20 protein-coding genes and 2 pseudogenes are annotated in these 24,677 nt (G+C 58.5%); 10 read left to right on the top strand and 12 right to left on the bottom strand.

Going from position 1 to position 24,677, the window contains the following annotated elements; all coding sequences use genetic code 11:
- Positions 1 to 34: 34 nt before the first annotated feature.
- Positions 35 to 1,255 (bottom strand): ABC transporter substrate-binding protein, encoded by a 1,221-nt coding sequence (locus RSF91_RS11990; RefSeq protein ID WP_332568634.1) that lies wholly within the window; start codon positions 1,253 to 1,255, stop codon positions 35 to 37.
- 182 nt (positions 1,256 to 1,437) lie between these two features.
- On the opposite strand from RSF91_RS11990, the gene RSF91_RS11985 reads away from it, so the two are divergent.
- Both RSF91_RS11985 and thiC read left to right on the top strand, forming a co-directional pair.
- Positions 1,438 to 2,097, top strand: a complete 660-nt coding sequence (locus tag RSF91_RS11985; RefSeq protein WP_332568633.1) for a nitroreductase — start codon at positions 1,438 to 1,440, stop codon at positions 2,095 to 2,097.
- Positions 2,098 to 2,560: 463 nt separating this feature from the next.
- The gene (gene thiC, locus RSF91_RS11980) at positions 2,561 to 4,504 is read left to right on the top strand and encodes a phosphomethylpyrimidine synthase ThiC (protein WP_099736146.1); all 1,944 of its coding nucleotides are present in this window, start codon (positions 2,561 to 2,563) and stop codon (positions 4,502 to 4,504) included.
- 157 nt (positions 4,505 to 4,661) lie between these two features.
- Here thiC and RSF91_RS11975 read toward each other — a convergent pair whose 3' ends face one another.
- From RSF91_RS11975 to RSF91_RS11950, 6 genes and pseudogenes are all read right to left on the bottom strand, one after another.
- The gene (locus RSF91_RS11975) at positions 4,662 to 6,065 is read right to left on the bottom strand and encodes an MBL fold metallo-hydrolase (protein WP_332568632.1); all 1,404 of its coding nucleotides are present in this window, start codon (positions 6,063 to 6,065) and stop codon (positions 4,662 to 4,664) included.
- 502 nt (positions 6,066 to 6,567) lie between these two features.
- Positions 6,568 to 7,489 (bottom strand): annotated as a pseudogene (locus tag RSF91_RS11970) (IS5 family transposase).
- 49 nt (positions 7,490 to 7,538) lie between these two features.
- Positions 7,539 to 7,700 (bottom strand): annotated as a pseudogene (locus RSF91_RS11965) (IS5 family transposase); the annotation flags it as partial.
- A 175-nt stretch (positions 7,701 to 7,875) separates the two neighbouring features.
- The gene (locus RSF91_RS11960; protein WP_332568680.1) at positions 7,876 to 8,268 is read right to left on the bottom strand and encodes a VOC family protein; all 393 of its coding nucleotides are present in this window, start codon (positions 8,266 to 8,268) and stop codon (positions 7,876 to 7,878) included.
- A gap of 120 nt (positions 8,269 to 8,388) precedes the next feature.
- Positions 8,389 to 8,895 carry a GNAT family N-acetyltransferase gene (locus RSF91_RS11955; RefSeq protein WP_332568631.1) on the bottom strand — a complete coding sequence of 169 codons (507 nt, stop codon included), beginning with the start codon at positions 8,893 to 8,895 and terminating at the stop codon, positions 8,389 to 8,391.
- Between the two features lie 195 nt (positions 8,896 to 9,090).
- On the bottom strand, positions 9,091 to 10,221 hold the full coding sequence (locus RSF91_RS11950; RefSeq protein WP_332568679.1) for an ABC transporter substrate-binding protein: 1,131 nt from the start codon (positions 10,219 to 10,221) through the stop codon (positions 9,091 to 9,093).
- Between the two features lie 243 nt (positions 10,222 to 10,464).
- On the opposite strand from RSF91_RS11950, the gene RSF91_RS11945 reads away from it, so the two are divergent.
- On the top strand, positions 10,465 to 11,340 hold the full coding sequence (locus tag RSF91_RS11945; RefSeq protein ID WP_332568630.1) for a hypothetical protein: 876 nt from the start codon (positions 10,465 to 10,467) through the stop codon (positions 11,338 to 11,340).
- A gap of 103 nt (positions 11,341 to 11,443) precedes the next feature.
- On the opposite strand, the gene mog is transcribed toward RSF91_RS11945, so the two are convergent.
- Complete coding sequence (gene mog / locus RSF91_RS11940; RefSeq protein WP_332568629.1) at positions 11,444 to 12,046, bottom strand: molybdopterin adenylyltransferase; 603 nt, start codon at positions 12,044 to 12,046, stop codon at positions 11,444 to 11,446.
- Positions 12,039 to 12,719, bottom strand: coding sequence for a ribosome biogenesis factor YjgA (gene yjgA / locus RSF91_RS11935; RefSeq protein ID WP_332568628.1), 681 nt, complete (start codon positions 12,717 to 12,719; stop codon positions 12,039 to 12,041). Before yjgA ends, mog begins: the two co-directional genes overlap by 8 nt.
- Before the next feature lie 65 nt (positions 12,720 to 12,784).
- Here yjgA and pmbA point away from each other — a divergent pair, with 65 nt between their 5' ends.
- Positions 12,785 to 14,206 (top strand): metalloprotease PmbA, encoded by a 1,422-nt coding sequence (pmbA, locus tag RSF91_RS11930; RefSeq protein WP_332568627.1) that lies wholly within the window; start codon positions 12,785 to 12,787, stop codon positions 14,204 to 14,206.
- Positions 14,207 to 14,397: 191 nt separating this feature from the next.
- On the opposite strand, the gene RSF91_RS11925 is transcribed toward pmbA, so the two are convergent.
- Positions 14,398 to 15,324: a LysR family transcriptional regulator gene (locus RSF91_RS11925; protein ID WP_332568626.1), complete on the bottom strand. Its 927-nt coding sequence runs from the start codon at positions 15,322 to 15,324 to the stop codon at positions 14,398 to 14,400.
- A gap of 366 nt (positions 15,325 to 15,690) precedes the next feature.
- Between RSF91_RS11925 and RSF91_RS11920 the strand changes: the two genes are divergently transcribed.
- The 3 genes from RSF91_RS11920 to RSF91_RS11910 are packed head-to-tail and all read left to right on the top strand — an operon-like array spanning position 15,691 to position 19,337.
- A complete protein-coding gene (locus RSF91_RS11920) occupies positions 15,691 to 16,236 on the top strand; it encodes a sugar dehydrogenase complex small subunit (RefSeq protein ID WP_332568625.1) in 546 nt (181 codons plus the stop codon).
- 36 nt (positions 16,237 to 16,272) lie between these two features.
- Entirely contained in the window at positions 16,273 to 17,949 is a 1,677-nt protein-coding gene (locus tag RSF91_RS11915) for a GMC family oxidoreductase (RefSeq protein WP_332568624.1), read from the top strand.
- Between the two features lie 14 nt (positions 17,950 to 17,963).
- Positions 17,964 to 19,337, top strand: coding sequence for a cytochrome c (locus RSF91_RS11910; protein WP_332568623.1), 1,374 nt, complete (start codon positions 17,964 to 17,966; stop codon positions 19,335 to 19,337).
- 74 nt (positions 19,338 to 19,411) lie between these two features.
- Here RSF91_RS11910 and RSF91_RS11905 read toward each other — a convergent pair whose 3' ends face one another.
- Positions 19,412 to 19,765 (bottom strand): winged helix-turn-helix domain-containing protein, encoded by a 354-nt coding sequence (locus tag RSF91_RS11905; RefSeq protein ID WP_332568622.1) that lies wholly within the window; start codon positions 19,763 to 19,765, stop codon positions 19,412 to 19,414.
- 95 nt (positions 19,766 to 19,860) lie between these two features.
- Between RSF91_RS11905 and RSF91_RS11900 the strand changes: the two genes are divergently transcribed.
- From RSF91_RS11900 to RSF91_RS11890, 3 genes are all read left to right on the top strand, one after another.
- Entirely contained in the window at positions 19,861 to 20,418 is a 558-nt protein-coding gene (locus RSF91_RS11900) for a hypothetical protein (RefSeq protein ID WP_332568621.1), read from the top strand.
- A 116-nt stretch (positions 20,419 to 20,534) separates the two neighbouring features.
- Positions 20,535 to 21,422, top strand: coding sequence for an EamA family transporter (locus tag RSF91_RS11895; protein ID WP_442878847.1), 888 nt, complete (start codon positions 20,535 to 20,537; stop codon positions 21,420 to 21,422).
- Between the two features lie 218 nt (positions 21,423 to 21,640).
- Positions 21,641 to 23,434 (top strand): monovalent cation:proton antiporter-2 (CPA2) family protein, encoded by a 1,794-nt coding sequence (locus tag RSF91_RS11890; protein ID WP_332568619.1) that lies wholly within the window; start codon positions 21,641 to 21,643, stop codon positions 23,432 to 23,434.
- Positions 23,435 to 23,519: 85 nt separating this feature from the next.
- Here RSF91_RS11890 and RSF91_RS11885 read toward each other — a convergent pair whose 3' ends face one another.
- A complete protein-coding gene (locus tag RSF91_RS11885; protein WP_332568618.1) occupies positions 23,520 to 24,608 on the bottom strand; it encodes a tartrate dehydrogenase in 1,089 nt (362 codons plus the stop codon).
- Positions 24,609 to 24,677 lie beyond the last annotated feature (69 nt).

Here is a 24,677-nt window from a genome sequence, read left to right as displayed (position 1 = left end):
GCAGTGGCCCGGCTTCTTTTTTTGCGTCAGCCGCTTACTTCCACAGCGCGCACTTGCTTTCTTCCTTGGTGGTGAAGACTTGATCGCCGGGCAGGGTCTTGAGCACCTTGAAGTAATCCCAGGCCTTTTTGGACTCTGCCGGGCTCTTGACCTGCAGCAGGTGCATATCGTGGGCATAGCGGCCATCGGGGCGGATCACGCCCTTGGCATAGAAGTCTGACAGCGGTGTAGCCTTGAAACCGGCCATGATCTTGTCGGCATCCGTGGTGCCCAGCTTTTCGGCCAGCTTCAGGTATTGCATGGCGGCCGAGTAGTTGGCCGCCTGCAGCGAGGTGGGCATTTTCTTGAACTTGGCGAGGAAGCGATCCGAGAATTTGCGGCTTTCGGGGTTCAGGTCCCAGTGCCAGCTGTCGGTAAACATCAGTCCTTCGGTGGCCTTCAGGCCCAGGCTGTGAACGTCGGAGCTGAACAGCAGCAGGCCGGCCAGCTTCATGGTCTTGGTCAGGCCAAATTCACGTGCTGACTTGATGGCGTTGATGGTGTCGCCGCCGGCATTGGCCAGACCCAGAATCTGGGCCTTGGAGTTCTGGGCCTGCAGCAGGAAGGAGGAGAAATCGGCCGTGTTCAGCGGGTGCTTGACGCTGCCCAGCACCTTGCCGCCTGAGGCGTTGATGATGCGGGTGGTATCGGCCTCCAGCGCCTGGCCAAAGGCGTAGTCTGCAGACAAAAAGAACCAGTTCTTGCCGCCCAGTTCCACCACGGCCTTGCCCGTGCCCTTGGCCAGCGCCACGGTGTCATAGGCGTAGTGCACAAAGTAGGGGCTGCATTGCTCATTGGTCAGGGCCGACGTGCCTGCGCCGTTGACGATGTAGACTTTCTTTTTCTCATCGGCCACCTTGCCCATGGCCAGCCCGGTACTGGAGGTTGTGCCGCCAATCAGCATGTTCAGGCCCTGCGTATCAAACCACTCGCGGGCTTTGCTGGCGGCAATATCGGCCTTGTTCTGGTGGTCGGCCGTCAGCACTTCAATGGGCTTGCCCAGCAGCTTGCCGCCAAAGTCGTCCACCGCCATCTGCACGGCCATTGCGCCGCCCTTGCCGTCTACATCGGAGTAGAGGCCGGACATGTCGGTGATGAAGCCTATGCGAATCTTGTCCTGCGCCTGAGCGCTTGCGGCGGCCAGCAGGCAGCCCAGTGCCAGCGTCAAGGCGCGTGGCGAAAAAATGGTGGCAGCGGAAACAGAGCAAGGCTTCATCAAAGTCATCTCCTGAGGTAGTAAGCGCCCATGCATGGCGACGGGCAGAACGCATGGTCGCAGCCGCCGCGCGCTGCGCCATCAGGGCAAGCACGGGGCTGTTGGGGCTGATACGTATCCGTGGTGACTTGCGGAAAGTGCAACAGCTTTTACACTGCAGTGCAGCAAATCAGGAAAGACCCATGAACATCGAACAAGCCCTGCAGCAACGCCGCTCCGTGCGTGCTTTCACGCCCCAGACCGTCCCCGGTGAAGTGGTGCGAACCCTGCTGGAAACCGCATCTCAGGCCCCTTCCGGCGGCAATATGCAGCCCTGGCGCGTGACGGCAGTGGGTGGCCAGGCTCTCAAGGACTTGAGCGCCAGGGCCAAAGTGACTGAGCCCGTGCAGCGCCCCGGTCTGTCTTACCCGCCCGGCCTGTGGGAGCCCTACCGCAGCCGCCGTTTTGAAAATGGCGAAGAGCTGTATCAGGCCCTGAACATCGGCCGCGAAGACAAGGGCGCGCGCCTTGCACAACTGGCTAAAAATGGCGAGATGTTTGGTGCCCCGGTGGGTATCTTTATTGCGGTGGAAGAGCGCATGGGCTATGCGCAGTGGGTGGATCTGGGCATTTACCTGCAATCCTTCATGCTGCTGGCGGCAGAGAAGGGGCTGGCTAGCTGCGCACAGGGCTTCTGGCGCATGTACAACGACATGCTGATGGAGCAACTGGCGCTGCCGGGCGGCTACCAGATCGCCTTTGGCATTGCGCTGGGCTACGAAGATACGAGCGCGCCCATCAATCAGTGGCGATCGAGCCGGGCGACCAGCGGTGAGTGGCTTGCGCTGCAGGGACTGGATTAGGCGCTTGTCGGTCAGCACAGTTAAACCGCCGCCATCTTTCGCCTTTTGATGCGAATCAGGCCTATACTGAATGCTGCTCCGGGGTGTGCGAAAGCGCTGAGAGACCAGAGATTGATCTGTTGAAAGACAGCTCAATCTAGGCCAACCCGACGAACTTGATCCGGTTCATACCGGCGGAAGAAGAGCGGGACCCTGACGCAGGGCCAGAGAATTGAAAGCCAAGGCGCCACTACGCCACAAGCCGCAAATACTCTGGCACAGCAAACCCCAGGCGCTTCTCGCGTACTGGGGTTTTGTCTTTTTAAAGGCACCCGGCGCGCAGAGGACAAGGCTGAAATCCATGCATTTCAGCCGCACAGGCCAGACACCCTCACACGGTGCAGCGCCAGTGCAGGGAAAGATCAGCACAGGGCCGCACTCCACGGAGCGTTGAGACAACTTCACACGCTTTACGGAGACTGCGATGAACGCCCCTGATTCCATCTTTACGCCAGCTGCTGGCAACGCCCCTGATGCCACCCGTTTTGCCGAGCTGCTGGCCCAGTCGCGCCAGCCGTTTCCGGCATCCACCAAGAGCTATCTGAACGGCGTGGTCCATCCCGATCTGCGTGTGCCGGTGCGTGATATTGCGCTCACCAATGGCGAGCAGGTCAGCGTGTATGACACCTCCGGCCCCTACACCGACCCCGCTGTGCAGATCGATGTGCGTCAGGGCCTGCCAAGCCTGCGCGGTGCGTGGATTGAGTCACGTGGCGACAGCGAGTATTACGTGGGCCGTCAGCGCGTGGCGCTGGACGACGGCGGCAAGCGCGGTGAAGAAGACCTGCGTGTAGACCAGCTGCGTGCCGAAGCCGCTGCATTGCAACGCCAGCCACGCCGCGCCAAGAGCGGCCAGAACGTGACCCAGATGCACTACGCCAAGCGCGGCATCATCACGCCCGAGATGGAATACGTGGCCTTGCGCGAAAACGGCCGCCGTGAATGGATGGAGCAGTACCAGCAAGACGCCGCGCGTGAATTGCGTTTGGCTGGCAACAGCATGGGCGCTGCCATCCCCAAGATCATCACTCCCGAATTTGTGCGCGACGAGATCGCTCGTGGCCGCGCCATCATTCCCGCCAATATCAACCATCCCGAAATTGAGCCCATGGCCATTGGCCGCAATTTCAAGGTCAAGATCAACGCCAACATCGGCAACTCCGCCGTCACGTCGAGCATCGAAGAAGAAGTTGAAAAACTGGTCTGGGCCATTCGCTGGGGCGCGGACAACGTGATGGATCTGTCTACTGGCAAGAACATCCACACCACGCGTGACTGGATTGTGCGCAACAGCCCTGTGCCCATCGGCACCGTGCCCATCTACCAGGCGCTGGAAAAAGTCGGCGGCATTGCCGAAGACCTGACCTGGCCTATCTTCCGCGACACGCTGGTGGAACAGGCCGAGCAGGGCGTGGACTACTTCACCATCCACGCGGGCGTGCGTCTGGCGTACATCCACCTCACGGCCCAGCGCCGTACCGGCATTGTTTCGCGCGGCGGCTCCATCATGGCCAAGTGGTGCATGGCCCACCACCGCGAGAGCTTCCTGTACGAGCACTTCGAAGACATCTGCGACATCATGAAGCAGTACGACGTGAGCTTCTCGCTGGGCGATGGCCTGCGCCCCGGCTGCGCATCGGACGCCAACGACGAAGCCCAGTTTGCCGAGCTGGCCACGCTGGGTGAGCTGACGCAAGTCGCCTGGAAGCACGATGTGCAGACCATGATCGAAGGCCCCGGCCATGTGCCCATGCACATGATTCAGGCGAACATGACCGAGCAATTGAAGCATTGCCACGAAGCGCCGTTCTACACGCTTGGCCCGCTGACCATTGACATCGCCCCCGGCTACGACCATATCGCCAGCGCTATTGGTGCGGCCATGATCGGCTGGATGGGCACGGCCATGCTGTGCTACGTGACGCCCAAGGAACACCTGGGCCTGCCCGACCGCGATGACGTCAAGCAAGGCATCATTGCGTACAAGATTGCTGCGCACGCCGCTGACGTGGCCAAGGGCCACCCCGGTGCCCGCTCACGCGACGATGCACTCTCGCAAGCGCGCTTTGACTTCCGCTGGCAAGACCAGTTCAACCTGGGTCTGGACCCTGACACCGCGCAGGCCTATCACGATGAAACCTTGCCCAAGGACAGTGCCAAGGTGGCGCACTTCTGCTCCATGTGCGGCCCCAAGTTCTGCTCCATGAAGATCACGCAGGAAGTGCGTGAATTCGCCGCTGCCAAGGGACTGGCTGAAGATCAGGCCATTGCCGCTGGCATGCAAGCCAAGGCAGGGGAGTTCAATAAGTCGGGCGGTGATTTCTACATTCCCATCATCAGCGCATCGAGCGATACGACGGCGCGTTGATTGGAGGTGAAATAGTGTTGTAGCGCTTGTGTATCAAGCGCTACCTGCTATTAAAAACAAAGGGCAAGCTGTTTGGCTTGCCCTTTTTCTATGCGGCGTTAATTAGTGCCCTAGTTCTTGCACTAGCTCCAGTGAGGGGCGTTGACTGCGCCAGAGATCACTGCATGACGGTTTTGAGCTGGCTTTTGAGGGTGAGCATGTGCTGGATATACACCGTCAGCTCCTGAGTCGGCATGCCCGGCTGTACGCGCAAGGCATAGGCATCCAAAGCCGTTTGCAGCACATCTTGGTTGGTGGGCTCGGCAAAGTAGGCGATATCGGCAAGCTGGCAGGCCAGAGCTGGGTCGCTTTTGCTCAGTAGCTTGATCTGATCGTTGACCTTTTGCACGCCGCCGCTCATGGCCACCATCTGTTTGCTGAAAGTCGCGCGAGATGCGGGGTCCCATTCCGAAGGGATGCCATTCCACCAGCCGCCGTACTCTTTGAGCACCATGCTGGCGACGTTCTTGAAGCGCACATAGGTCTCAGCCATGTCTTTGCGGCCGCGCAGGCTCTCTGGCAACTGCACTGTGGCGACGATTTCGTCAGGGCGCTTGTCGGCGTTGAGGCCAGTAATTACCTGATCCACAGCGGAGCTGAGCATATTGGCCGATGCCAGCAGCTTGTCCTGTACTTCTGCAGCATTGGTCAGTGCCGGGCCATGCATGGGCAAAAGCAAGTCAGGCCTTGTGGCGGCCATATCACGCAGAGCCTGAGCCCATTCAGCAACGTAGCGCTGGCGGCGCTTGCCATTACCGGCGTTGAGCAAGAACGGCTGCCAGTAGTCGGCGCTGACCACAATCTTGCGTGTCGCCACATTGACCCAGAGCTGGTCTGCAGATTCGCCGCGCGCGTGGGTGAGTACGAATTCGTCGTCACCAATCTTCAGCGTCTTCTGGCCGGTGAAGGTCTCGGTGGGAAGAATGGCATCTGTCAGCTTGCGCGGCACATCGCGCGGGTCCTGACTGTTCAGCTGCACGATGGAGTAGTTCGCTGTGCGCGTGTCCAGGTCCATCTCGGCCAGGTATTCCTGGGTCGTGATGATGCGCGGCTTCTCACCGGCTTCCAGCAGCGACCAGGCGCCAAAGCCGTGATCTGCATGGTGGTGGGTGATGATGATGGCGTTGACCGGCTTGTTGCTGAGCTTGCGCAGTGTCTCCAGCAGCGCGGGGCCTGCTGGGGCATAGCCGGCATCGACCAGTACCAGGCCTTCACGGGTCTCGAATACGGCGATGTTGACGTAAGGCATGCGCAGCAGCCAGGTGCTCTTGCCATGAGGCTCGACCGTCATCTTGGCGCGCGCATCGGCAATGGCTTCTGCATTGGTGCGGCTGTACATGTGGTTGGCAATGGCAATGGATTGCTCTCCGCCAAAGCCTGCGTTGGCATTGGAGGTCAGCGTCTTGAGCACATTGGGGTATTGCTGCATCAGCTCTTTGCGCAGTTCGAATTTTTTGACCGCTTGCGCGTCTGGCTTGGCGCCATCGGTCGCCGTTCCCGTTGCGTGCGCGGACAGGGTCATTCCCAGTGTGAGTGCGGCTGTTTGAAAGAAGCGTTGAATCACAGAGCCTTCCTTTGATACTTTTATATGCAATTTCTAATTGATGATGCGCGCCATTGATAGCAGCCTTTATTTTTTAGCAGTTGAAATTAATTTTGTTAGTCTTCTTTGACTAAGGTGTATCACTTAATTTTTTTGGATTAATTATTTTAATGGATTTATTTCTTTGGTTGTGATTTGTTTAAGTGATTGAAATTAATTGATTTTTCATTTATTAATAAAATGGGGTTGATGATTTTTGAAAATCTGCTGTAAATAGTCTGAAGAGACGATGATGAAAGTTATTTCTAGATAATTTAATTAAGTTGTTTTGAGTTTTGTTATTTAATTGAATATTCATTTGTGTGATTTCCAATTTTTGGTGTAACGATATTTTTTTAGAGAATCTCTGCATAAAGCAGTTCTGAGCGGCGCTGTTGTACAAATCAATTTGAAGCTGAGCCGCCCCTGGCCCCTGACACAGCTATGCCATGGCGACCGTCTGAGGACAGCCTAGTTTGGTGAATCGATTACGGATGGCTGCACGGATGTGCAACTCGTTGACCTGGCGCTCGAAGGTTCTGGACATGACCCGTTCGCCCAGCCGTTTGATGCAGTTCATCTTGGTTTCAACCAGACTGCGCCGGTGACAACCACTCCACACTTTCCATATTCTTCGGCCCAAACGCCGGCATGCGGCGATAGCCGCATTGCGGTACACAAAGGCATCGCCTTTGCGTATTCGTGCGTTCTTTCTTGGGGGATGATGGGAATGGCACCTCTTGGGATGGTCGCTTCATAGACCGACTGGGTGTCATAGGCGCCGTCACCAGTCAGACTGAGTACGGCTTCGTTGCGAGGGACTTGCTCCAGTAGATCTGCTATGACAGTTGCATCGGTTACCCCTCGTTGCTCGTTACGCAAATCGCACGTATCTGCAGTGTTTGAGCGTCAATACCGATATGCAGCTTGCGCCACTGGCGATGGCGCACAGGGCCGTGTTTCTTGCATTTCCACTCACCTTCGATACCTGTGGAGTCCACGAGCAAATGCAGCCCTGCCTGGCTGGATCGATACGGCACATGGACTTGCAGGCTGCGCTGGCGACGGCAGACGGTGCTGAAGTTGGGTAATGGTCAATCCAGCCCTGACAAATTCAAAAGGGATTCAACAAAACCCATTGCCTGACGCAGCGCCAGAGCGAACAAATTTTTAATGGTCAGGCAAAACTGGATGGCAGCATCGGAGAACTTCAGGCTGCGCCCGCGTTTGCCGCTAGCAGCGGCAAACTACTGCATGTCCTTGTCGAGCCAGACAGTCAGTGAGCCGCGAGCTTTGAGCGCACCGTTGTAGCTCTTCAAGTTCGTGGTTCGGTAGCGGGACTTGGAACGATGCAACTCACTCATCTCGCAAGCCTACCTGCTGGCAAGCGGCTGTTTATGCAACAACGTCCATTTCAACAGGAAACGGTGGTCGACCTTTACGCCCTTCTGGAGCGCAGGGCGCAATCAGTGCCACCAAATCCCTCCAAGGCACAACCTGCTGCATCTGTTCAAAGAATTCGCGCTTGCGGGTCTTCTTGGTGGAGAGGTTCAGGCCGAGATTAGCTTGCAGCATAGGCCGGGATGCTGCCGAACCTGAAACGCATGTGCAAGCACATGCGTGGGTGACTTATGCAGAGGTTCCCTAGCAGCTATCAAATGGAAAGCGCAGGTTCAGCCGGCGCTTTTTATTAAGCCTTACATGGCCGAGTCGATTTGCCGGATGGCTTGGCTGTCTGCTTAGCTGCCAGTTAAATGCCAATTGGCGTGCAGAGTTCAATCAAGGTGCCATCAGGGCTTCGAACATAGGACACGACCTGACCCCAGGGCTTGGTAATCGGCTTGGCAAGCTCCGTCGCACCAGCGTTGATAGCCTGCGCATGTGCGGCCTCCACGTTATCGGTCACCAGGCCAATTTCCATTCCCAAGGGCTTGGCGGATTCGGATGCCGCGATATGGCCGCCGGGGAAGTTGCCTTCGCCCAGTTCATGCGCGGCAAAGGCCAGTGTTGTCTCGCCGGTGCTGAGTTCGCCATAGGTGCCGGATTCATGCAGGAACTTCACGGCAAAGCCAAACGCCGAGGCGAAGAATTGCAGGGATGCTGCTACGTTGGGAACGTAGACGATGGTGTAGCCAAGCTTCATGGTGAGGAACAGGTTGGTTTTCAGGGGGGACTCAACAACTACGGCCTGACTTGCGGTCAAGCTCAGCAGTGAGAAATTCACAAGCGCAGAGCTCAGGCTCTCAGAAAAAGGCGGCGTAGCCTATTCGGTGGCATCAAAGGCTGCCTGATATTGCACGCTGCCCACGGGAATGCTTCCGTCCAGCGACAGCGCCTGAAAGTACTCTGGCGGCACACCTTCAAGAGTAAGCCCCGGCTGAACCTTGAAGCCAAAGCGGTGGTAGTAGCCAGGGTCACCAAGGAGTACGCAGCCAGCGCCGCCCAGTCGTTTGAGCTCGGCCAGCGCGGCGTTCATCAAGGCTGAGCCTATGCCTTTTTTCTGGCGATCCGGCCTGACGGAGATGGGGCCCAGCCCATACCAGCCCGTGGCCCCCGAGGAAATGCGGACCGGAGAGATGGCTACATGGCCAACAATTTCATCGTTCTCGACCGCGACGAGGGAGACGGTGAGCTGCTTGCTGCGGCGCAATGCATTGACGATGAATTGCTCGGTATGGCTTGAATGCTCTTCATGCTCGAATGCCGCAGCGGTTAAGGCTGTGATGGCGTCTATGTCGTCGCTGTTTTCGTTGCGGATGGTGATGTTCATATGGTGCCCAGATCAATGTCGCTCTGCACGGTGGATGAGTGCAAGTTACTGCAACCATAAACCAGCAACGGGCGGATTCATTCACCTGCAAGTCAGAGATTCGGCTGAAGGCGAGGAAATATCAAAAGCCATTAAAAAAGGCCTTGCCTGTGTGGAGCAAAGCCTTTTTGAGCGAAGCGTTGGTGACTTACTGGCTTAGCGCCAGTACTGGCACTTGCTTTCCGCCTTGGTGGTCCAGATCTGCTCAGCGGGCAGCTTCTTGACGATCTTGTAGTAATCCCAGGTGCCCTTGGATTCAGCGGGCGACTTCACCTGCATCAGGTACATATCGTGCACATAGCGGCCATCTTCGCGGATATAGCCCTGACCGAAGAAGTCGTCGATCTTGGTGCTCTTCAAGGTGGCCATGACCTTGTCGGCATCCAGTGTGCCGGCTTTTTCCACGGCTTTCAGGTAGTTCATGGTGGCCGAGTAATCGGCGGCCTGGATCTCGCTGGGGCGGCGCTGGGTCTTGGCCATGAAGGCATCGGCAAATTTGCGCGAGCCGTCGTTCATGTCCCAGTACCAGGGCGCGGTGAACTGCATGCCTTCGGTGTTTTTCAGGCCCAGACTGTGGATGTCGGAGAAGAAGACCAGCAGACCGGCCAGCTTCATGTTCTTGGTCACGCCAAATTCCTTGGCGGCCTTGATCGAGTTGATGGTGTCTCCGCCCGCATTGGCCAGACCCAGAATCTGCGCCTTGCTGTTCTGTGCCTGCAGCATGAAGCTGGAGAAATCGCTGGCGTTGAGCGGCGTCTTGACCGAGCCCAGCACCTTGCCGCCGCGCGCTTCGATGATCTTGCTGGTGTCGGCTTCCAGCGCGTGGCCGAAGGCATAGTCAGCCGTCACAAAAAACCAGTTCTTGCCGCCACCATCCACGACGGCACCGCCTGTGCCTTTGGCCAGGGCCACGGTGTCAAAGGCGTAGTGCACGGTGTAGGGGCTGCATTGCTCATTGGTCAGAGCCGAGCTGCCTGCGCCGTTGTCGATGAAGACGCGTTTTTTCTCTTGAGCTACTTTGGCCATGGCGAGAGCCGTGGCAGAGTTGGTGCCGCCAAACACCAGGCTGATGCCTTGCGTATCAATCCATTCGCGCGCCTTGCTGGCAGCGATGTCGGCCTTGTTCTGGTGGTCTGCCGTCAGCAGCTCAATGGGCTTGCCCAGCACCTTGCCGCCAAAGTCGTCAATCGCCATCTGGATAGCTACGCCGCCGTTCTTGCCTTCCACGTCGGCGTAGAGGCTGGACATGTCGGTGATGAAGCCGATCTTGACTTTGTCCTGCGCCATGGCGGTTGAGGCAAAAGCCGCAGCCAGGGCCAGGCCCAAAAGAGTGGTGCGGCTGGCCTGGATGGCCGGAGATTGAAGGGCGGCAGGCGTTGACGAGCGGTGCATGAAGTCTCCTGTGAATGTCAATGACAAGCAAAATCAAGTCGCGTGGCGGGCGCTCAGGTGCGGCTTGGCTGCTGCAGCAGTGGGACCCCAAGTTGGTTTTAAGATAGTTGCGGTGCTAACTGCTGCATTGCATTGAGCATGTTAGGACTGGCTCACGGCCCTTACATCGGGGCAAGCACTTGCGGGAAATCCCAAGTGCCGGCACTCAGCGCGACCCATGCAAGCCTTGTCGCAAGCCCATTTTTCGATGGCCCGAGTGATGGGGTGCTCTTGCTAGACTGCCCCAGCCCTCAAGGTCCATCATCAGAAGCATTCAAAAGACTCATGAAAATCCAAAAAATTCTGCCCATCGCCATGGCTTGTTTGTTTTTTGCGGCGGGTGTGCATGCGCAAGAGCCGGCGAAGGCCACCCTGAATCCGCAGCAAGTCACGGATTTGTTTATCAAGACGCTAGTGCATACGGATGCGGCCGCCATGAAGGCCTTGAATGAATATCAAAGGCCCGCGCGTGCTGAAGCAGGTAATAGCGGTGATTTCATCGACATCGAGCAAATGCAGGAGACAGATCGCATTTACGCTGATCATCTCGCCCCCAAATTTCTGGCGAACATGAAGCTGACTGTAGAAGAGCAGAAAGCCTTGTTGCCCGACACCGTGGCCTTGCTGCAGAGCGTACGCGATGCGCAAAAGCGCACGGTCTGTAAAACCGGCGAGGCCAAACCTCAGACTGAAGGTGTCAGAGAGGGCGTGGTGAGCATTCTTGTGCCTTTTGCCTGCAAGGCTGTGAACCCTGCAGAGAAGATCACGACCATGATGCGCCGCTCTGCGGCGGAGAAATGGGCGGGCGTTGAGAAATACCGCACTGAAGTGGCGCAGCTCACAGCCGCTTATCAAAATGCACCTCTGACTCAGGACTTTAATGGCGACTTTATTCTCCAGCGCTTCAGCAAAAGCACGGTCTGGCAGAACACTTTCCCCCGCGAGAGCCTGGATATCAGCCAAGCGCTTTATTGACCTGCGTTGAAGAATTGCTGTTGATATTCAGGACAAATTACGGAGTCACCAGCCATAAAAAAAGCAGCCATCAGGCTGCTTTTTTTGTTGCGTAAGCGGTTTATTAACTGCGTGGCGCACGAATGGCGCTTTTGGGGCGAAATGCCTTGCAGACCTCATCATGGGTTTCAAGATATGGCCCGCCAATCAGGTCGATGCAGTAAGGCACGGCGGCAAAAATGCCGTTGACCTTTTGTTGGCCGTCCGCGTCCTTTAGGCCTTCCAGCGTCTCGGCAATCGCCTTGGGCTGGCCGGGCAGGTTGATGATCAGGCTGTTGTCGCGAATCACCGCCACCTGGCGCGAGAGGATGGCTGTTGGCACAAAGGTCAGGCTGATCTGGCGCATTTGCTCGCCAAAGCCGGGCATTTCCTTGTCGGCTACGGCCAGAGTTGCCTCTGGCGTCACATCGCGCAGCGCGGGGCCGGTGCCGCCTGTGGTCAGCACCAGCGAGCAGCCTGCGTCCACCAGTTCGATCAGCGCGGCGCTGATACCTGCCTGTTCGTCGGGAATCAGGCGTGCCTCAAACGTGACGGGGTTTTGCAGCGCGCGGCTCATCCAGTCCTGCAGCGCGGGCAGGCCCTTGTCTTCATAAACGCCGCTGCTAGCGCGGTCGCTGATGGAGACGATGCCGATTTTCACGGCATCGTGCAGAGCTTGCTCACTCATCGCTGCCGTCAGCTGCAGCGGCGCTGGATTTGCCCGCTTTGGCCAGTTGCTCACGCACCAGCTGGAACAGGTCGCGGTAGGCGCGGCCCTTGCTGACTTCCTTGGGCTCGGCATCGGGGCTGGCGGCCTGTGCGGCAGCGGCTTGCTCCTTGGCCTTTTCGATGTCCTTGCGGGATTGGCGAATCAGCGAGCGCAGCTGCTGCACATCGGTCTCGGGGAAGTGCTCCAGCCAGATGGCCAGTGCGCCGTCTTCCACGACCAGGCGGTCGCGCCATTGCTCGGAGACCTGGACGGACATCTTCTCTCTGGGCGAGCCGTTGCGCTGCTCATCCATAGCCTGCTTGACGGCGTTGAGCTGTTCATCCGTGAGCTTGCGCATGAGCTTGCCCACGTACTGGAGCTGGCGGCGCTTGCCTTCAAAATTGGTGATGCGCTTGGCCTCGGCCAGAGCATCGATCAGCTGATCGGAGATTTGCAGGCGCTTGAACAGGTCGCTGCGCAGCGTCATCAACTCCTTGCCGAGGTCCTGCAGCGCATCCATTTCGCGCTTCAGGTCCGTCTTGGTGGAGTCGTAGGTGCCTTTGAGTTCGGCTTTCAGTTCAACGTCCAGCTCGCTGCCTTCGGCAACGAACTTACCGCGAACAAAATAGCCTTTTGTAGGTTTGCGTGACATGGTAAGGGGGCAATATCTGTGGCAGCACAGAGGGCGCTGCAGTGGCGGCTATCATATCCGCCGCTATGAAAAAACCTCGCTCCAGCATTACAAGCACTTCTAGTGCAAAGGCCCAATCTGAACCGCAAGCCGGTTTTAGCTTCAGCCAATCCTTTTTTGAAGGCCTGGTGGACCAGGCTCTGAAGCACGCCAAAAAGCTGGGTGCGACGGACGCCGGAGCCGAGGCTTCCGAGGGCTGCGGCCTCTCGGTTAGCGTCCGCAAGGGCGCGCTGGAGACGGTGGAGCGCAACCGCGACAAGTCGCTGGGCGTGACCGTGTACCTGGGCCAGCGCCGTGGCAATGCCAGTACTTCGGACTTCTCTGAAGCTGCTATTCAGCAGACCGTGCAGGCCGCTTACGACATCGCACGCTTCACCGCCGAAGACCCGTTTGCCAGCCTGCCTGACAGCGCTGATATTGCGCTGCCCGGCACGCACCGCGATCTGGAATTGTTCCACCCCTGGGACATCAGCAGCGAAGCCGCTGCCGAAATGGCCCTGCGCTGCGAAGAGGCTGCCTTCAAGACTCACCGCCGCGTGAGCAACAGCGAAGGTGCCGGTGTATCGGCCCAGCAAAGCCATTTCTTCACGGCCCACACCAACGGTTTTCGCGGTGGCTATGCCAGTTCGCGCCACAGCCTGTCGGTGGCCCCCATTGCCAAGCTGCCCGGCAAGAACGGCGAGATGCAGCGCGACTACTGGTACAGCTCCATGCGCAATGCGGCCGACCTGGCATCGCCAGAAGCCGTGGGCCGCTACGCCGCAGAGCGCACGTTGAGCCGTCTGGGCAGCCGCAAGATTCCGACCACCGAATGCCCTGTGTTGTTTGAATCGCCTCTGGCTGCTGGCTTGCTGGGTGGTTTTGTGCAGGCTATCAGCGGCGGTGCGCTGTACCGCAAGAGCACGTTCCTGCTGGATTCGATGGGCAAGCCCGTCTTCCCCAAGCACATCGACATTGAAGAAGACCCCTTCATTCTGGGCGGCAAGGGCAGCTCGCCCTTCGACGAAGAAGGCGTGCGCGTGCAGGCCCGCAAGGTGGTGGATGCTGGCCGCGTGGAAGGCTATTTCCTCTCCAGCTACTCGGCGCGCAAGCTGGGTATGAAGACCACGGGCAACTCCGGTGGCTCGCACAATCTGGTCATGACTTCGCGCCGCACCAAGGCGGGCGACGATCTGGATGCCATGCTGAAAAAGCTGGGCACCGGCCTGTTCGTGGTTGAGCTGATGGGCCAGGGCGTGAACTATGTGACCGGTGACTACTCGCGCGGCGCAAGCGGCTTCTGGGTGGAGAACGGCGAAATCGCCTTCCCCGTGGATGAAATCACCATTGCGGGCAACATGAAGGACATGTTCAAGGGCATCGAAGCCATTGGCGCCGATGCCTATAACTACGGTGCCAAGACGGTGGGCTCCATCCTCATCAATCGCATGAAGGTGGCGGGCAGCTGATGGCCTGATCTTTGCGGCTGATGCAGCTAAAGGCGGAGTGCGATGGCACTTCGCCTTTTTTATTGCGCAGTGCTATGAGGCAAAGGATTTTTTGATAGCTGGCTTCGCTTGTTGATAAAAGAATCCGACATCTTTTGATGTGGGAATCAATGCTTAACAAACGCTAGCTGCTATGGTTTTAAGTTGTCCATTCAGCAGCGATCAATCTTGCCGGCCTGATGGGCTCGCGCCATGAAGTCCATGAAAGCCTTGGTGCGCAGCGGTATGTGCTTGTGGCTGGGCAGGGCCATCAGCACATGCAGGCGGCCCGTGATCCAGCCGGGCAGCACAGGCTGCAGCAGGCCTTCATTGAGAAACGGGCGGGCCGAATCCAGAGTGAACTCGGCGATTCCGGCACCATCAAGCACCATCTGCAAAAGACCGGCTGTCTGGCTGATCGTGATGGCGGCGGCCACTTCGATGTCGTGTACCGGTGGCTCGCTGGTGGGCTGCTTGCTATGCCACAGCGAGAAGCTGTCACGCTGCTGGCCTTCGCGGCGGCGCAGCACGCACATATGACGAGTCAGCTCCTGCGGGGTTTGTGGTGTGCCGTGCCGCCGGATGTATGACGGTGCTGCGCAGAGTATGGCTTCGGATGTCGAGAGCTTGCGGGCCACGATGCTGGCATTGAAGTTTTCGAACACTTGCATGAACCCTAGGTCGTAGCGGTTCATATCGGGTGTGAGGCTGGGGTCGACATGCACATCGAGTGCAATGCCCGGGTATTGCACGCGAAAGTCGGCGGCCAGCGGCGAGATCAGGGCATCGGTCAGCGATGGGGTGGAGACAATGCGCAGCACGCCGGACAGGGCGCTGGTGTTGCTTTGTACTTCGGTTGTGGCGCTGTCCACGGCTTCGAGAATTTCGCGCACCCGGGCGGCATAGCGCTCGCCCGCAGGCGTCAGGCTGACGCTGCGTGTGGTGCGCTGCAGCAGCCGGGTGTCCAGCTGCTTTTCGAGTGCCGTCACGTGACGCGTGACATGGGGCACAGTCATGGACAGACGGCGCGCAGCAGCCGTGAAACCGCCTTCATCGACGACGGCCAGAAACACCGTCATGGTGTGTAAGCGATCAAGCACAAACCCTCATTTTCGAATGGTCACATGGCCTTGAATTATTACGGATGCCGTAATAAAGCATTGTGGCTGGGTGCATTGGTGCACTCTTCTACAAGACGTACAGTGAGAGCAAGTGCAAACATCAGCCTTTTCGCGCAATGCAGCTCAAGTGCTGCCATCCCTCTCCAAATAACTCTCAGAAACAGAGTGCTGTCCGGCCGCTGCCGCAGCCGCAGCAAGCTTTGTTCCTGAGCAGCTTGTAGTCAATCGCTGTCCTGTAAGCGGCTTTGGGCAGCTGACAACTGATGACGATGTCCTATTGATTGGGGCGGTCTTTGTCACCTCAATAGGTGATGTTGTGCACTGAAACACTGACCAATTCCTATCATGACCTCAACATCTCAATTCCCGACGTTCGGCCTGAGTCGCCGTCACCTGCTCGGTGGCGCGCTGGCGGCCGGCATGGCGCAACTCATCCCCGGCAGCTGGGCTGCTGATGCTCCGGCAACGGGTACCGACAGCTTCATGGCGCTGTCCCGCTATCTGACGGAGCGCAGCGATTTGCCCCAGGCGCAAGGTGCAAGGCTGCTTGCCGCTCAGAACGAGTTGGACGGCAAGTTCAACGGCAAGCTTGAAACTCTGTGGAAGTGGATTGGCTCCAGCCAGGTGGCTCTTGCCCATCTGAATGAGCGCCTCAAGGCCGAGCAGCCGGATCTGGCCGATGTCCCCATGAATGTGATGCAGCTCTGGTACCAGGGCATTGCTGGCAGCGGCACCGCCACACGTGTTGTGGCCTACGAGCACGCGCTCAATGCCGATGTGGTGGCTGACAGGCTGCGCCCACCTTCCTATGTCTATGGCGCATACGGCAGTTGGAGCAGCAACCCGACCACCTTCAAGCTGCAGCTCATCACTGCTCAGTCCAAGGCCTGAAGTACAGCCCAATCATAAAAATCCACGAGAAATACCATGGCTGATTCCACTCTATCTGCAGACTTTGTCATTATTGGTGCCGGCATCGTCGGCGCCATGATGGGCGCAAAGCTGGCTCACTCAGGCGCTTCGGTGCTCATGCTCGAAGCTGGCGGCCCATCGGATCGCGGCGTTTTTGTCGCACGTTTTCACAACGCCTCGCGTCGTGGCGACTGGATGACTCCTTATCCGTCCATCCCCACGGCTCCGCACCCCATCTATCGCCCTGAAGACAACAACTATTTCGAGCAGGCCGGCCCCGAGCCCTACAAGGCCGAGTACATCCGCCAGGTGGGCGGCACCAGCTGGCACTGGGCCGCTCAGGCATGGCGCAATGTGCCCAACGACTTCCGCATCCACAGCCTTTATGGCGTGGGCAAAGACTGGCCTCTTGACTATGACGATCTGGAGCCCTACTACCAGGAAGTCGAAGAAATCATGGGTGTGGGCGGCTCGACCGAGACCGGCTCGCCCCGCAGCAAGCCTTTCCCCATGGGCGAAGTCGCCGTGCCTTATGCCATGCAGCGCCTGACGGATCGCTTGAAAGGCACGTTCGACGTGGTCAGCAACACCGTGGCGCGCAATAGCCGCAGCTTTGATGGTCGCCCGCCATGCTGCGGTGCTAACAACTGTCAGCCTGTGTGCCCCATTGATGCGCAATACCACGGCGGCATTGCTGTGAAGCAGGCGCTTACTGAAGGCGTGAAGATGCAGATTCATGCCAATGTGTTCCAGCTTGAGCATGACGACAAGGGGCGCATCGTGGCTGCCAACTATTACGACGTGGACAAGAAGGTGCACCGTGTCACCGGCAAGACTTTCATCTTGGCATCCAACGGCATCGAGTCGCCGCGCCTGCTGCTGCTGTCCAAGAGCGACAAGTTCAAGAACGGCCTGGCCAATGAGCACGATCAGGTCGGTCGCAATCTCATGGACCACCCCAGCACTTCGCTGACCTTTGATGCCGACGAGGATGTGTGGCTGGGCCGTGGCCCGCAAAGTCCCAGCTCCATCAATGCCATGCGCGATGGCTCGTTCCGCTCGGAGCATGCGCCTTACCGTCTGGACTTTACCAATATCTCCCGCGTTGACGGTGCCACCAGCAGTCTGCTCAAGCAAGGCGTGTATGGCAAGGAGTTTGAGGAAAAGCTGCGCCATATCTCAGCGCGCGAAATGAGCGTGAAAAACGTTCTGGAGGTGCTGCCCAACCCGGAAAATCGCATCGCTTTGTCCGATGACAAGGACAGCATGGGCATTCCCAAGCCCCGTGCGCACTACCAGATCGACGAATACACCTTCAAGGGCCACCAGCGTTCGCAGAAAGACTTCGCCAAGATCGCCGAGCTGATGGGAGCTACCAATCTGCGCTACACCAAGGACCATGTATATGCCAACAACCAGCATATCTGCGGCACCTTGAGCATGGGCAAGGACCCCAAGGAGTGCGTGGTTGACCAGTTCGGCCGAGCCTGGGATCACGAAAACCTGTACATGGCCTCTACCGGCCTGCTGCCCACCTCGTCCACCTGCAACTCGACCGTGAATGCGCTGGCAGTGGCCATGCGTACGGCGGCTCACATCCTTGCGGAGAGCGGCGGCCCGGCCATGCTGCCGCGCAGCAACACGCAAGCGACCTGGAAGCCTCTGGTGCCCGCATGGCAGCCACAGGTCTGAAGGAGGACGACACCATGAACAAGACATTGATGAAATCCTTCTGGCTGGCAGCTGTCCTTGTGGCAGCGGCTCCTGCTTTCGCCGCAGAAAATTCGGATGTGGAGCGTGGCCGCTATCTCGCGACGGCCGGTGACTGTGTGGCCTGTCACACCGCGCCTGGCGGCAAGTCCATGGCGGGTGGTCTGTCACTGGCAAGCCCGCTGGGGGCTATTTATTCGACCAACATCACGCCTTCCAAGGCGCACGGCATTGGCAACTACACGCTGCAGCAGTTCACCGATGCGCTGCGCCACGGCAAGCGTGCAGACGGTGCAAATCTGTATCCGGCCATGCCGTATACAGCCTATGCCAAGACGACGGACGAGGACATCGCCGCCATGTACGCCTACTTCATGCAAGGCGTGCAGCCCGTGGATGAGGCTCCGGCCAAGCAGACAGCCTTGCCTTTCCCGTTCAACATCCGCGCTTCGCTGGGTGTCTGGAATGCCATGTTCCTCGATGCGACGCCTTACAAGGCCGATGCCTCGCAAACACCGGAATGGAATCGCGGCGCCTATCTGGCGCAAGGCCTGGCGCACTGCACGACCTGCCATACACCGCGAACGTCTTTGATGGCCGAGGATCTCAAGCGAAGCCTGAGCGGAGGGGAGGTCGGTGGCTGGTATGCGCCCAACATCACATCGCACGCGGTCAGCGGCATTGGTGACTGGACGCAGGATGAGCTGGTGGCTTACATGAGCGGCAAGCCGGTTCCCGGCAAAGGCCCCGCTGCCGGTCCCATGGCTGAGGCGGTGGATCACAGTCTCAAACATTTGAGCCCGGATGATTTGAAAGCCATTGCTGTCTACATCAAGACTGTGCCGGCTGTGGATGATGGCAGCCTCAAGCAGCCGGCCGACAGCTTTGGCAAGCAGACCGATGCGCTGGATACCCTGCGTGGCGTGGATCTGCCCAAGGATTACAACGCCATGACCGGCGCACAAATCTATGACGGCTACTGCGCCGCCTGTCACCAGGCTCAGGGCCAGGGGACAGAGGGTGGTGGCTTGCCCGGCTTGTTTCACAACACCTCACTGGGCCACGCCAACAGCAACAACCTGGTGCAGGTCCTGCTGCACGGTATTGAGCGCCACGGTGCCGATACCGTCATGCCAGGTTTTGCTGAAGAGCTGAGCGACAAGCAGATCACTGCGCTGGGCAACTATCTGCTGACCAGCTACGGCAATCCCTCAGCCAAGGTCACGGAGCAGCAAGTGGCTCAACTGCGCGACCCTGCCACGGCTGGTGGTAGTAGCAGCCTGCTGACACTGGCCCGTGTGGGGATGGGTGTTGGCGTGATCGCCGTGCTGGCTTTCATCGCCTGGCTTCTGCGCCGCCGCAAGGCCTGATACCGAAGCCGCACTGAAATAAAAAAGCCAGTCAGAAATCAATCTGACTGGCTTTTTTTGAAGGTGGCGGAGGCTCAGCGTTTAGCCGCAGCTTCCACAATGCATTGGGAAAGTTTTTCAAAGTGCTTGTGGGCATCCGGGCTGAGTTCAATCTGCTTGCGGCGCGCATCTTCGGTGTCGGCCAGCAAGATCCAGCCCTTCTGGCGCATGGATTTGAGGCGGGAATGAATGGTGGCAGGAGACCCCATTTCGCGCTGTGCCATCAGATCACGCACGCACAGCCGCTGCTGGCGTGTGCCAGCATTGGCGATCTGCTCCAGAAGGCGCTCCTCCAGGGGGTCCAGCAGGGGCAGGGCTGGCAGTCCCCGTATGGACTCCGCCAGTTGCAGAAAACGTAGATAGATATCAGCGGACAAAGAGTTTTTCATCACAAGCACGGAGCGGACAGGAAGTCATCGGCTCTTAGACCAAAGGCGAATGGATGATAGTACTGCCTCGCGAGAAATATTGAACTGCAACAAGAATGAAAAATATCGGTCAGCACTGCGTAATGGTCATCGTCACGATCGTGTTCTTTGTGGTGATGCTGGCTTTAAATGAATGGCTCTTCAGTTCACTAGAGTTTGTGAGGGGCGCCAACTGGATTTATCTGCCGGCCGGGGTGCGCCTGCTCTGTACCTTGCTTTTTGCTGGCGCAGGCGGCGTGGGGCTGCTGATTGCTTCCTGGCTGGTCTGCTTTTTTTACTTTTTTCCCGATGACATCGTGCGCTCTTTTTTTGGCGGCATTGTGGCGGCGCTGGCACCTTATGCCATGTACCGGATTGCCCGGCGCTGGATGGGGCTGGGCCATGCGCTGAACAATCTAACCGCTTCACGGCTGCTGATTCTGAGCGTGCTCTATGCATTGTCCAATGCCGTGATGCATCAGATCGGCGGCTGGCTGATGGGGCGTGGCCTGCATCCTGACCGCTTGCTGGTCATGCTGATCGGGGACTTGATGGGCACGCTGATCATGCTGTACGGGGCCAAACTGGTGCTGGCACTGATGCCCGCACGGCGCAATCTTTATGAGCTGCAGTAGTTTCCTGGGCGACAAGCCGGTCTGTGCTGAGGTTGCAACCCGTTCATACTCCAGCGCTTGCCGTTAATCATCGTTGTGACCGTTTTATGAGTTCCATTTCTTCACCCGCCCCCGGCATGAGCCGTGCTGACTGGCTCAGCGCCATCATCGTCATTGTGATCTGGGGGCTGAATTTTGTGGTCATGAAATGGGGGCTGGCCACCCTGTCGCCGCTGTTGCTATGCGCACTGCGCTTTGCGGCAGCGTCCTTGCCACTGCTGCTGTTTGTGAAGCCACCGGCCAATCTGTCCTGGGGCATTCTGGTGGGCTATGGGCTGGTTCAGGGCGTAGGTCAGTTCGGCTTGCTGTTCACCGGCATGAAGCTGGGCATGCCCGCGGGCATGGCCTCGGTAGTGCTGCAGACTCAGGCGTTCATCACCATGCTGCTGGCCGCCGCCTTTTTGTATGAAAAGCCACAGCGCTGGCAGTGGATCGGCCTGCTTATCGCCATTTCGGGACTGCTGCTGATCGGCGTGGCACACGGCGATGGCGCAACAGACATGACTTTGCTGGGCTTTGTTCTGACGGTTGGAGCTGCCGGTATGTGGGCGATCTCCAATCTGCTGACGCGCGTCGCAGCCCGTCAAGGCTCGTATGAGCCGGCATCCTTCATTGTCTGGACCAGCGTGTTCCCCACGATTCCCCTGCTGCTGCTGTCCTGGTGGATGGAAGGCGGCGAGACTGTGGTGGCCCAGCTTCAGTCGATTGGCTGGCGTGAACTGGGTGTCATTGCCTATCTGGCGTTCTTGTCGACTCTGCTGGGTTACGGTCTGTGGACGCGTCTGCTGCAGCGCTATGCCGCCAGCACCGTGGCACCACTGTCGCTGCTGGTACCGGTGATTGGCTTGCTGTCAGCCATGCTGCTGCTGGGCGAGTCGCCAAGTGGCCTGCAGTGGCTGGGAACACTGGGCGTGCTGCTGGGTATGATGGTCAACCAGTTTGGCGGGCGCTGGCTACAGCGCTGATGGGCAAAATAGCCTTCCAAACAAGCCCTGCAATGCGGGGCTTTTTTGTTGCGGCCTGATCGGCGGTACTGCATTCGCGCCTACAGCGGGGTGCGCAGGTCGCTTTAGTTGCCAGGGACTGCGCACTTGTATGCTGGCGCAGGCTTGCGTCGTGGTCAGACATGACGGCCAAGTGGGTTGAAAAATTCATTCAAAACAATGACAGACAAGGAAAATATATGGCCGCAGAAGGCAGCGCAAGCCAGTTGGTAGGCATCGTCACTTTACTGGGGGCCGCCGTCATTGGCGTGCCGCTTTTCAAGCGTTTAGGACTGGGTGCAGTGCTTGGCTATCTGGCCGCAGGTCTGGCCATCGGCCCCTTTGGCCTGGGTTTGCTGACCGATGCGCAGACCATCATCCACGTGGCCGAGCTAGGTGTGGTGATGTTCTTATTCGTCATCGGGCTGGAGATGAAGCCTTCTCACCTGTGGGGCTTGCGTGGGCAAATTTTCGGGCTGGGCAGCATGCAGGTAGTGCTCTCGGCCTTGCTGCTCACGGGCGTGGGCATTGCGTTTGGCTTTCCGTGGCAGATCGCCTTTGTCAGCGGCGCGGGCTTTGTGCTGACTTCTACGGCCATCGTTATGCAGGTGCTGGCAGAGCGCGGTGATCTGCACACGCCACGCGGCCAGCGCATTGTGTCGATTCTGTTGTTTGAAGACCTGCTGATCGTGCCGCTGTTGGCGGTCGTGGCGTTTCTGGCTCCGGCGGATGCGGCTTCGGCAGCTTCCGCCTCACCGTTGTGGCAGCGCATGGGTATTGCCCTGCTGTCGCTGGTGGCGCTGGTGGTTGCCGGGCGCTGGCTGCTGAACCCCATGTTCCGCATTCTGGCGCGCTCCAAGGCGCGTGAGGTGATGACGGCTGCAGCCCTGCTGGTGGTGCTGGGTGCTGCATTGCTGATGGAGTGGGGCGGCTTGTCCATGGCCATGGGGGCTTTTGTGGCCGGGGTGTTGTTGTCCGAGTCGAGCTTCCGTCATCAGCTGGAAGCTGATATCGAGCCCTTCCGTGGCCTGCTGCTGGGCCTGTTCTTCCTCGGCGTGGGCATGGCGCTGAACCTGGAAGTCGTGGGCCGTAACTGGCCGCTGATTGTGGGCGGCGTGGTGGCCATGATGATTGCCAAGTCGCTGTGCATTTATGTCGTGGCTCGCATGGCCAAAAGCAGTAATGCGGAAGCGATTGATCGAGCCATCTTGATGGCGCAGGGCGGTGAATTTGCCTTTGTGCTGTTTACCGAAGCGCTGAAGCTGAATGTCATCAGCCCCGAGGTGAACGCCAATATGACGGCGATTGTGGTGCTGTCCATGGCGCTGACGCCGCTGGTCATCGCCATTCACCAGCGTATGGCGCGTGGTGAGGGGGCCTCTGCAGAAGGCATGGAGGCCCCGCAAGACTTGCTGGGCAATGTGCTCATCATCGGCTTTGGCCGCATGGGTCAGATTGCCAGTCAGGGTCTGCTGGCCAAGGGGGTGCAGATTTCCATCATCGATAACGACCCTGACACCATCCGCACAGCTGCGCCCTATGGCTTCAAGGTTTACTACGGCGATGGTGCGCGGGCCGATATCTTGCACGCCGCTGGAGCGCATCAGGCGCAAGCCATCATGGTCTGTATTAACGACAAAGAGGCGACGACGCGCATCGTCGAGCATCTGGGTGTGGAATGCCCACAGGTGCGCGTGATTGTGCGGGCCTTTGACCGTGAGCACGCGCTGGAGCTGATGCAGCTCAACGCTGAGGTGGTGGTGCGCGAGACCTTTGAGTCCGCCATCGTCATGGGCCGCCAGACGCTGAAGGTGCTGGATGTGCCTGATGAAGAGGCCGACTCCCTGATGGAAGAAGTGCGCCGCCGCGATGCCGAGCGCTTTGCGCTGGAAGTGGCCGGCGGCACGTTTGCAGGCCGAGCACTGGTGCTGGGCAATATCGAGCACATTCAGCCCCCGCGTCACGAGGATTTGAATACGGCTGAAACGCGTTAACCCGTTTCGGAATCAAAAAAGCAGCCTGTGCTTGTCTGTCAAGCGCAGGCTGCTTTGCTTTTGATAGCGAATCAGCAGGTCTCAATCAAGCAAGGCTGATGGCCTGGGCAATGGCCTTGCCTACCTCCGTGGTGTTGGCCGTGCCGCCCAGGTCAGGCGTCTTGGGGCCGGTTTTGATCACATCCTCAATGGCGCGCACCATGCTGTCGTGCGCAGCGCGCCACTCGCCCTGGCTGTGGCCCAAAAAATCCAGCATCAGCGCGGCTGACCAGATCATGGCGATGGGGTTGGCAATGTTCTTGCCGTAGATATCCGGGGCCGATCCGTGCACTGGCTCGAACAGGCTGGGGAAGGTTCGCTCAGGGTTCAGATTGGCCGATGGCGCAAGCCCAATCGTGCCGGTGGTGGCAGGGCCCAGGTCGCTCAAGATGTCGCCAAACAGGTTGGTGGCGGCCACCACATCAAAGCGGTAGGGTTGCAGTACAAAGCGGGCGGTCAGAATGTCGATGTGCTGCTTGTCCAGTGTGATCTCTGGGTAGTTCTTGTGCATGGCATCGGCCTGCTTGTCCCACCACGGCATGCTGATGGCGATGCCGTTGCTCTTGGTAGCCAGCGTCACATGCTTTTTGCTGCGGCTCTGGGCCAGATCAAATGCGTACTTCAGCAGGCGCTCTGAGCCCTTTTTGCTGTAAACCGATTCCTGAATACAGATCTCGCGGTCTGTGCCTTCGAACATGATGCCGCCCAGCGAGGTGTATTCGCCCTCGGTGTTCTCGCGCACCACGTAGTAGTCGATATCGCCAGGCTTTCGGCCGGCCAGCGGGCAGGGCACGCCTTCAAACAGGCGCACCGGGCGCAGGTTAATGTACTGGTCAAACTCGCGGCGAAACTTGAGCAGCGAACCCCACAGCGAAATATGGTCGGGCACCGTTGCAGGCCAGCCCACAGCACCGAAGAAGATGGCATCCATGCCCGAGAGTTGCTGCTTCCAGTCATCGGGCATCATCTTGCCGTGCTCGGCGTAGTAGTCGCAATGGGCCCAGTCAAAGTGGTGAAACTCCAGCGGCAGATTGAATTTTTGGGCCGCTGCTTCAAGGGCGCGCAGGCCCTCGGGCATGACCTCCTTACCGATGCCGTCGCCGGCGATGACTGCGATTTTTTGAGGAGTGGACATGGTGTTTCTTTGTGAAGGAGGGATGTTTGTGCGTGACGTTGCAGATCGTTGGGTCTATTCTGCTGCCTG

The sequence above is a fragment of the Comamonas sp. genome, assembly GCF_036643215.1.
GTDB lineage: Bacteria > Pseudomonadota > Gammaproteobacteria > Burkholderiales > Burkholderiaceae_C > Comamonas.
Note: the sequence above shows the minus strand (reverse complement) of the source record. Positions and strands in the feature narration are given on the sequence as shown.

What these genes read in the sequence shown, in the direction of transcription:
- RSF91_RS11990 (WP_332568634.1), bottom strand. Translation starts at nt 1,255, where the DNA reads ATGAAGCCTTGCTCTGTTTCCGCTGCCACCATTTTTTCGCCACGCGCC.
- RSF91_RS11985 (WP_332568633.1), top strand. Translation starts at nt 1,438, where the DNA reads ATGAACATCGAACAAGCCCTGCAGCAACGCCGCTCCGTGCGTGCTTTC.
- thiC (WP_099736146.1), top strand. Translation starts at nt 2,561, where the DNA reads ATGAACGCCCCTGATTCCATCTTTACGCCAGCTGCTGGCAACGCCCCT.
- RSF91_RS11975 (WP_332568632.1), bottom strand. Translation starts at nt 6,065, where the DNA reads ATGACCCTGTCCGCGCACGCAACGGGAACGGCGACCGATGGCGCCAAG.
- RSF91_RS11960 (WP_332568680.1), bottom strand. Translation starts at nt 8,268, where the DNA reads ATGAAGCTTGGCTACACCATCGTCTACGTTCCCAACGTAGCAGCATCC.
- RSF91_RS11955 (WP_332568631.1), bottom strand. Translation starts at nt 8,895, where the DNA reads ATGAACATCACCATCCGCAACGAAAACAGCGACGACATAGACGCCATC.
- RSF91_RS11950 (WP_332568679.1), bottom strand. Translation starts at nt 10,221, where the DNA reads ATGGCGCAGGACAAAGTCAAGATCGGCTTCATCACCGACATGTCCAGC.
- RSF91_RS11945 (WP_332568630.1), top strand. Translation starts at nt 10,465, where the DNA reads ATGTTAGGACTGGCTCACGGCCCTTACATCGGGGCAAGCACTTGCGGG.
- mog (WP_332568629.1), bottom strand. Translation starts at nt 12,046, where the DNA reads ATGAGTGAGCAAGCTCTGCACGATGCCGTGAAAATCGGCATCGTCTCC.
- yjgA (WP_332568628.1), bottom strand. Translation starts at nt 12,719, where the DNA reads ATGTCACGCAAACCTACAAAAGGCTATTTTGTTCGCGGTAAGTTCGTT.
- pmbA (WP_332568627.1), top strand. Translation starts at nt 12,785, where the DNA reads ATGAAAAAACCTCGCTCCAGCATTACAAGCACTTCTAGTGCAAAGGCC.
- RSF91_RS11920 (WP_332568625.1), top strand. Translation starts at nt 15,691, where the DNA reads ATGACCTCAACATCTCAATTCCCGACGTTCGGCCTGAGTCGCCGTCAC.
- RSF91_RS11915 (WP_332568624.1), top strand. Translation starts at nt 16,273, where the DNA reads ATGGCTGATTCCACTCTATCTGCAGACTTTGTCATTATTGGTGCCGGC.
- RSF91_RS11910 (WP_332568623.1), top strand. Translation starts at nt 17,964, where the DNA reads ATGAACAAGACATTGATGAAATCCTTCTGGCTGGCAGCTGTCCTTGTG.
- RSF91_RS11905 (WP_332568622.1), bottom strand. Translation starts at nt 19,765, where the DNA reads ATGAAAAACTCTTTGTCCGCTGATATCTATCTACGTTTTCTGCAACTG.
- RSF91_RS11900 (WP_332568621.1), top strand. Translation starts at nt 19,861, where the DNA reads ATGAAAAATATCGGTCAGCACTGCGTAATGGTCATCGTCACGATCGTG.
- RSF91_RS11895 (WP_442878847.1), top strand. Translation starts at nt 20,535, where the DNA reads ATGAGCCGTGCTGACTGGCTCAGCGCCATCATCGTCATTGTGATCTGG.
- RSF91_RS11890 (WP_332568619.1), top strand. Translation starts at nt 21,641, where the DNA reads ATGGCCGCAGAAGGCAGCGCAAGCCAGTTGGTAGGCATCGTCACTTTA.
- RSF91_RS11885 (WP_332568618.1), bottom strand. Translation starts at nt 24,608, where the DNA reads ATGTCCACTCCTCAAAAAATCGCAGTCATCGCCGGCGACGGCATCGGT.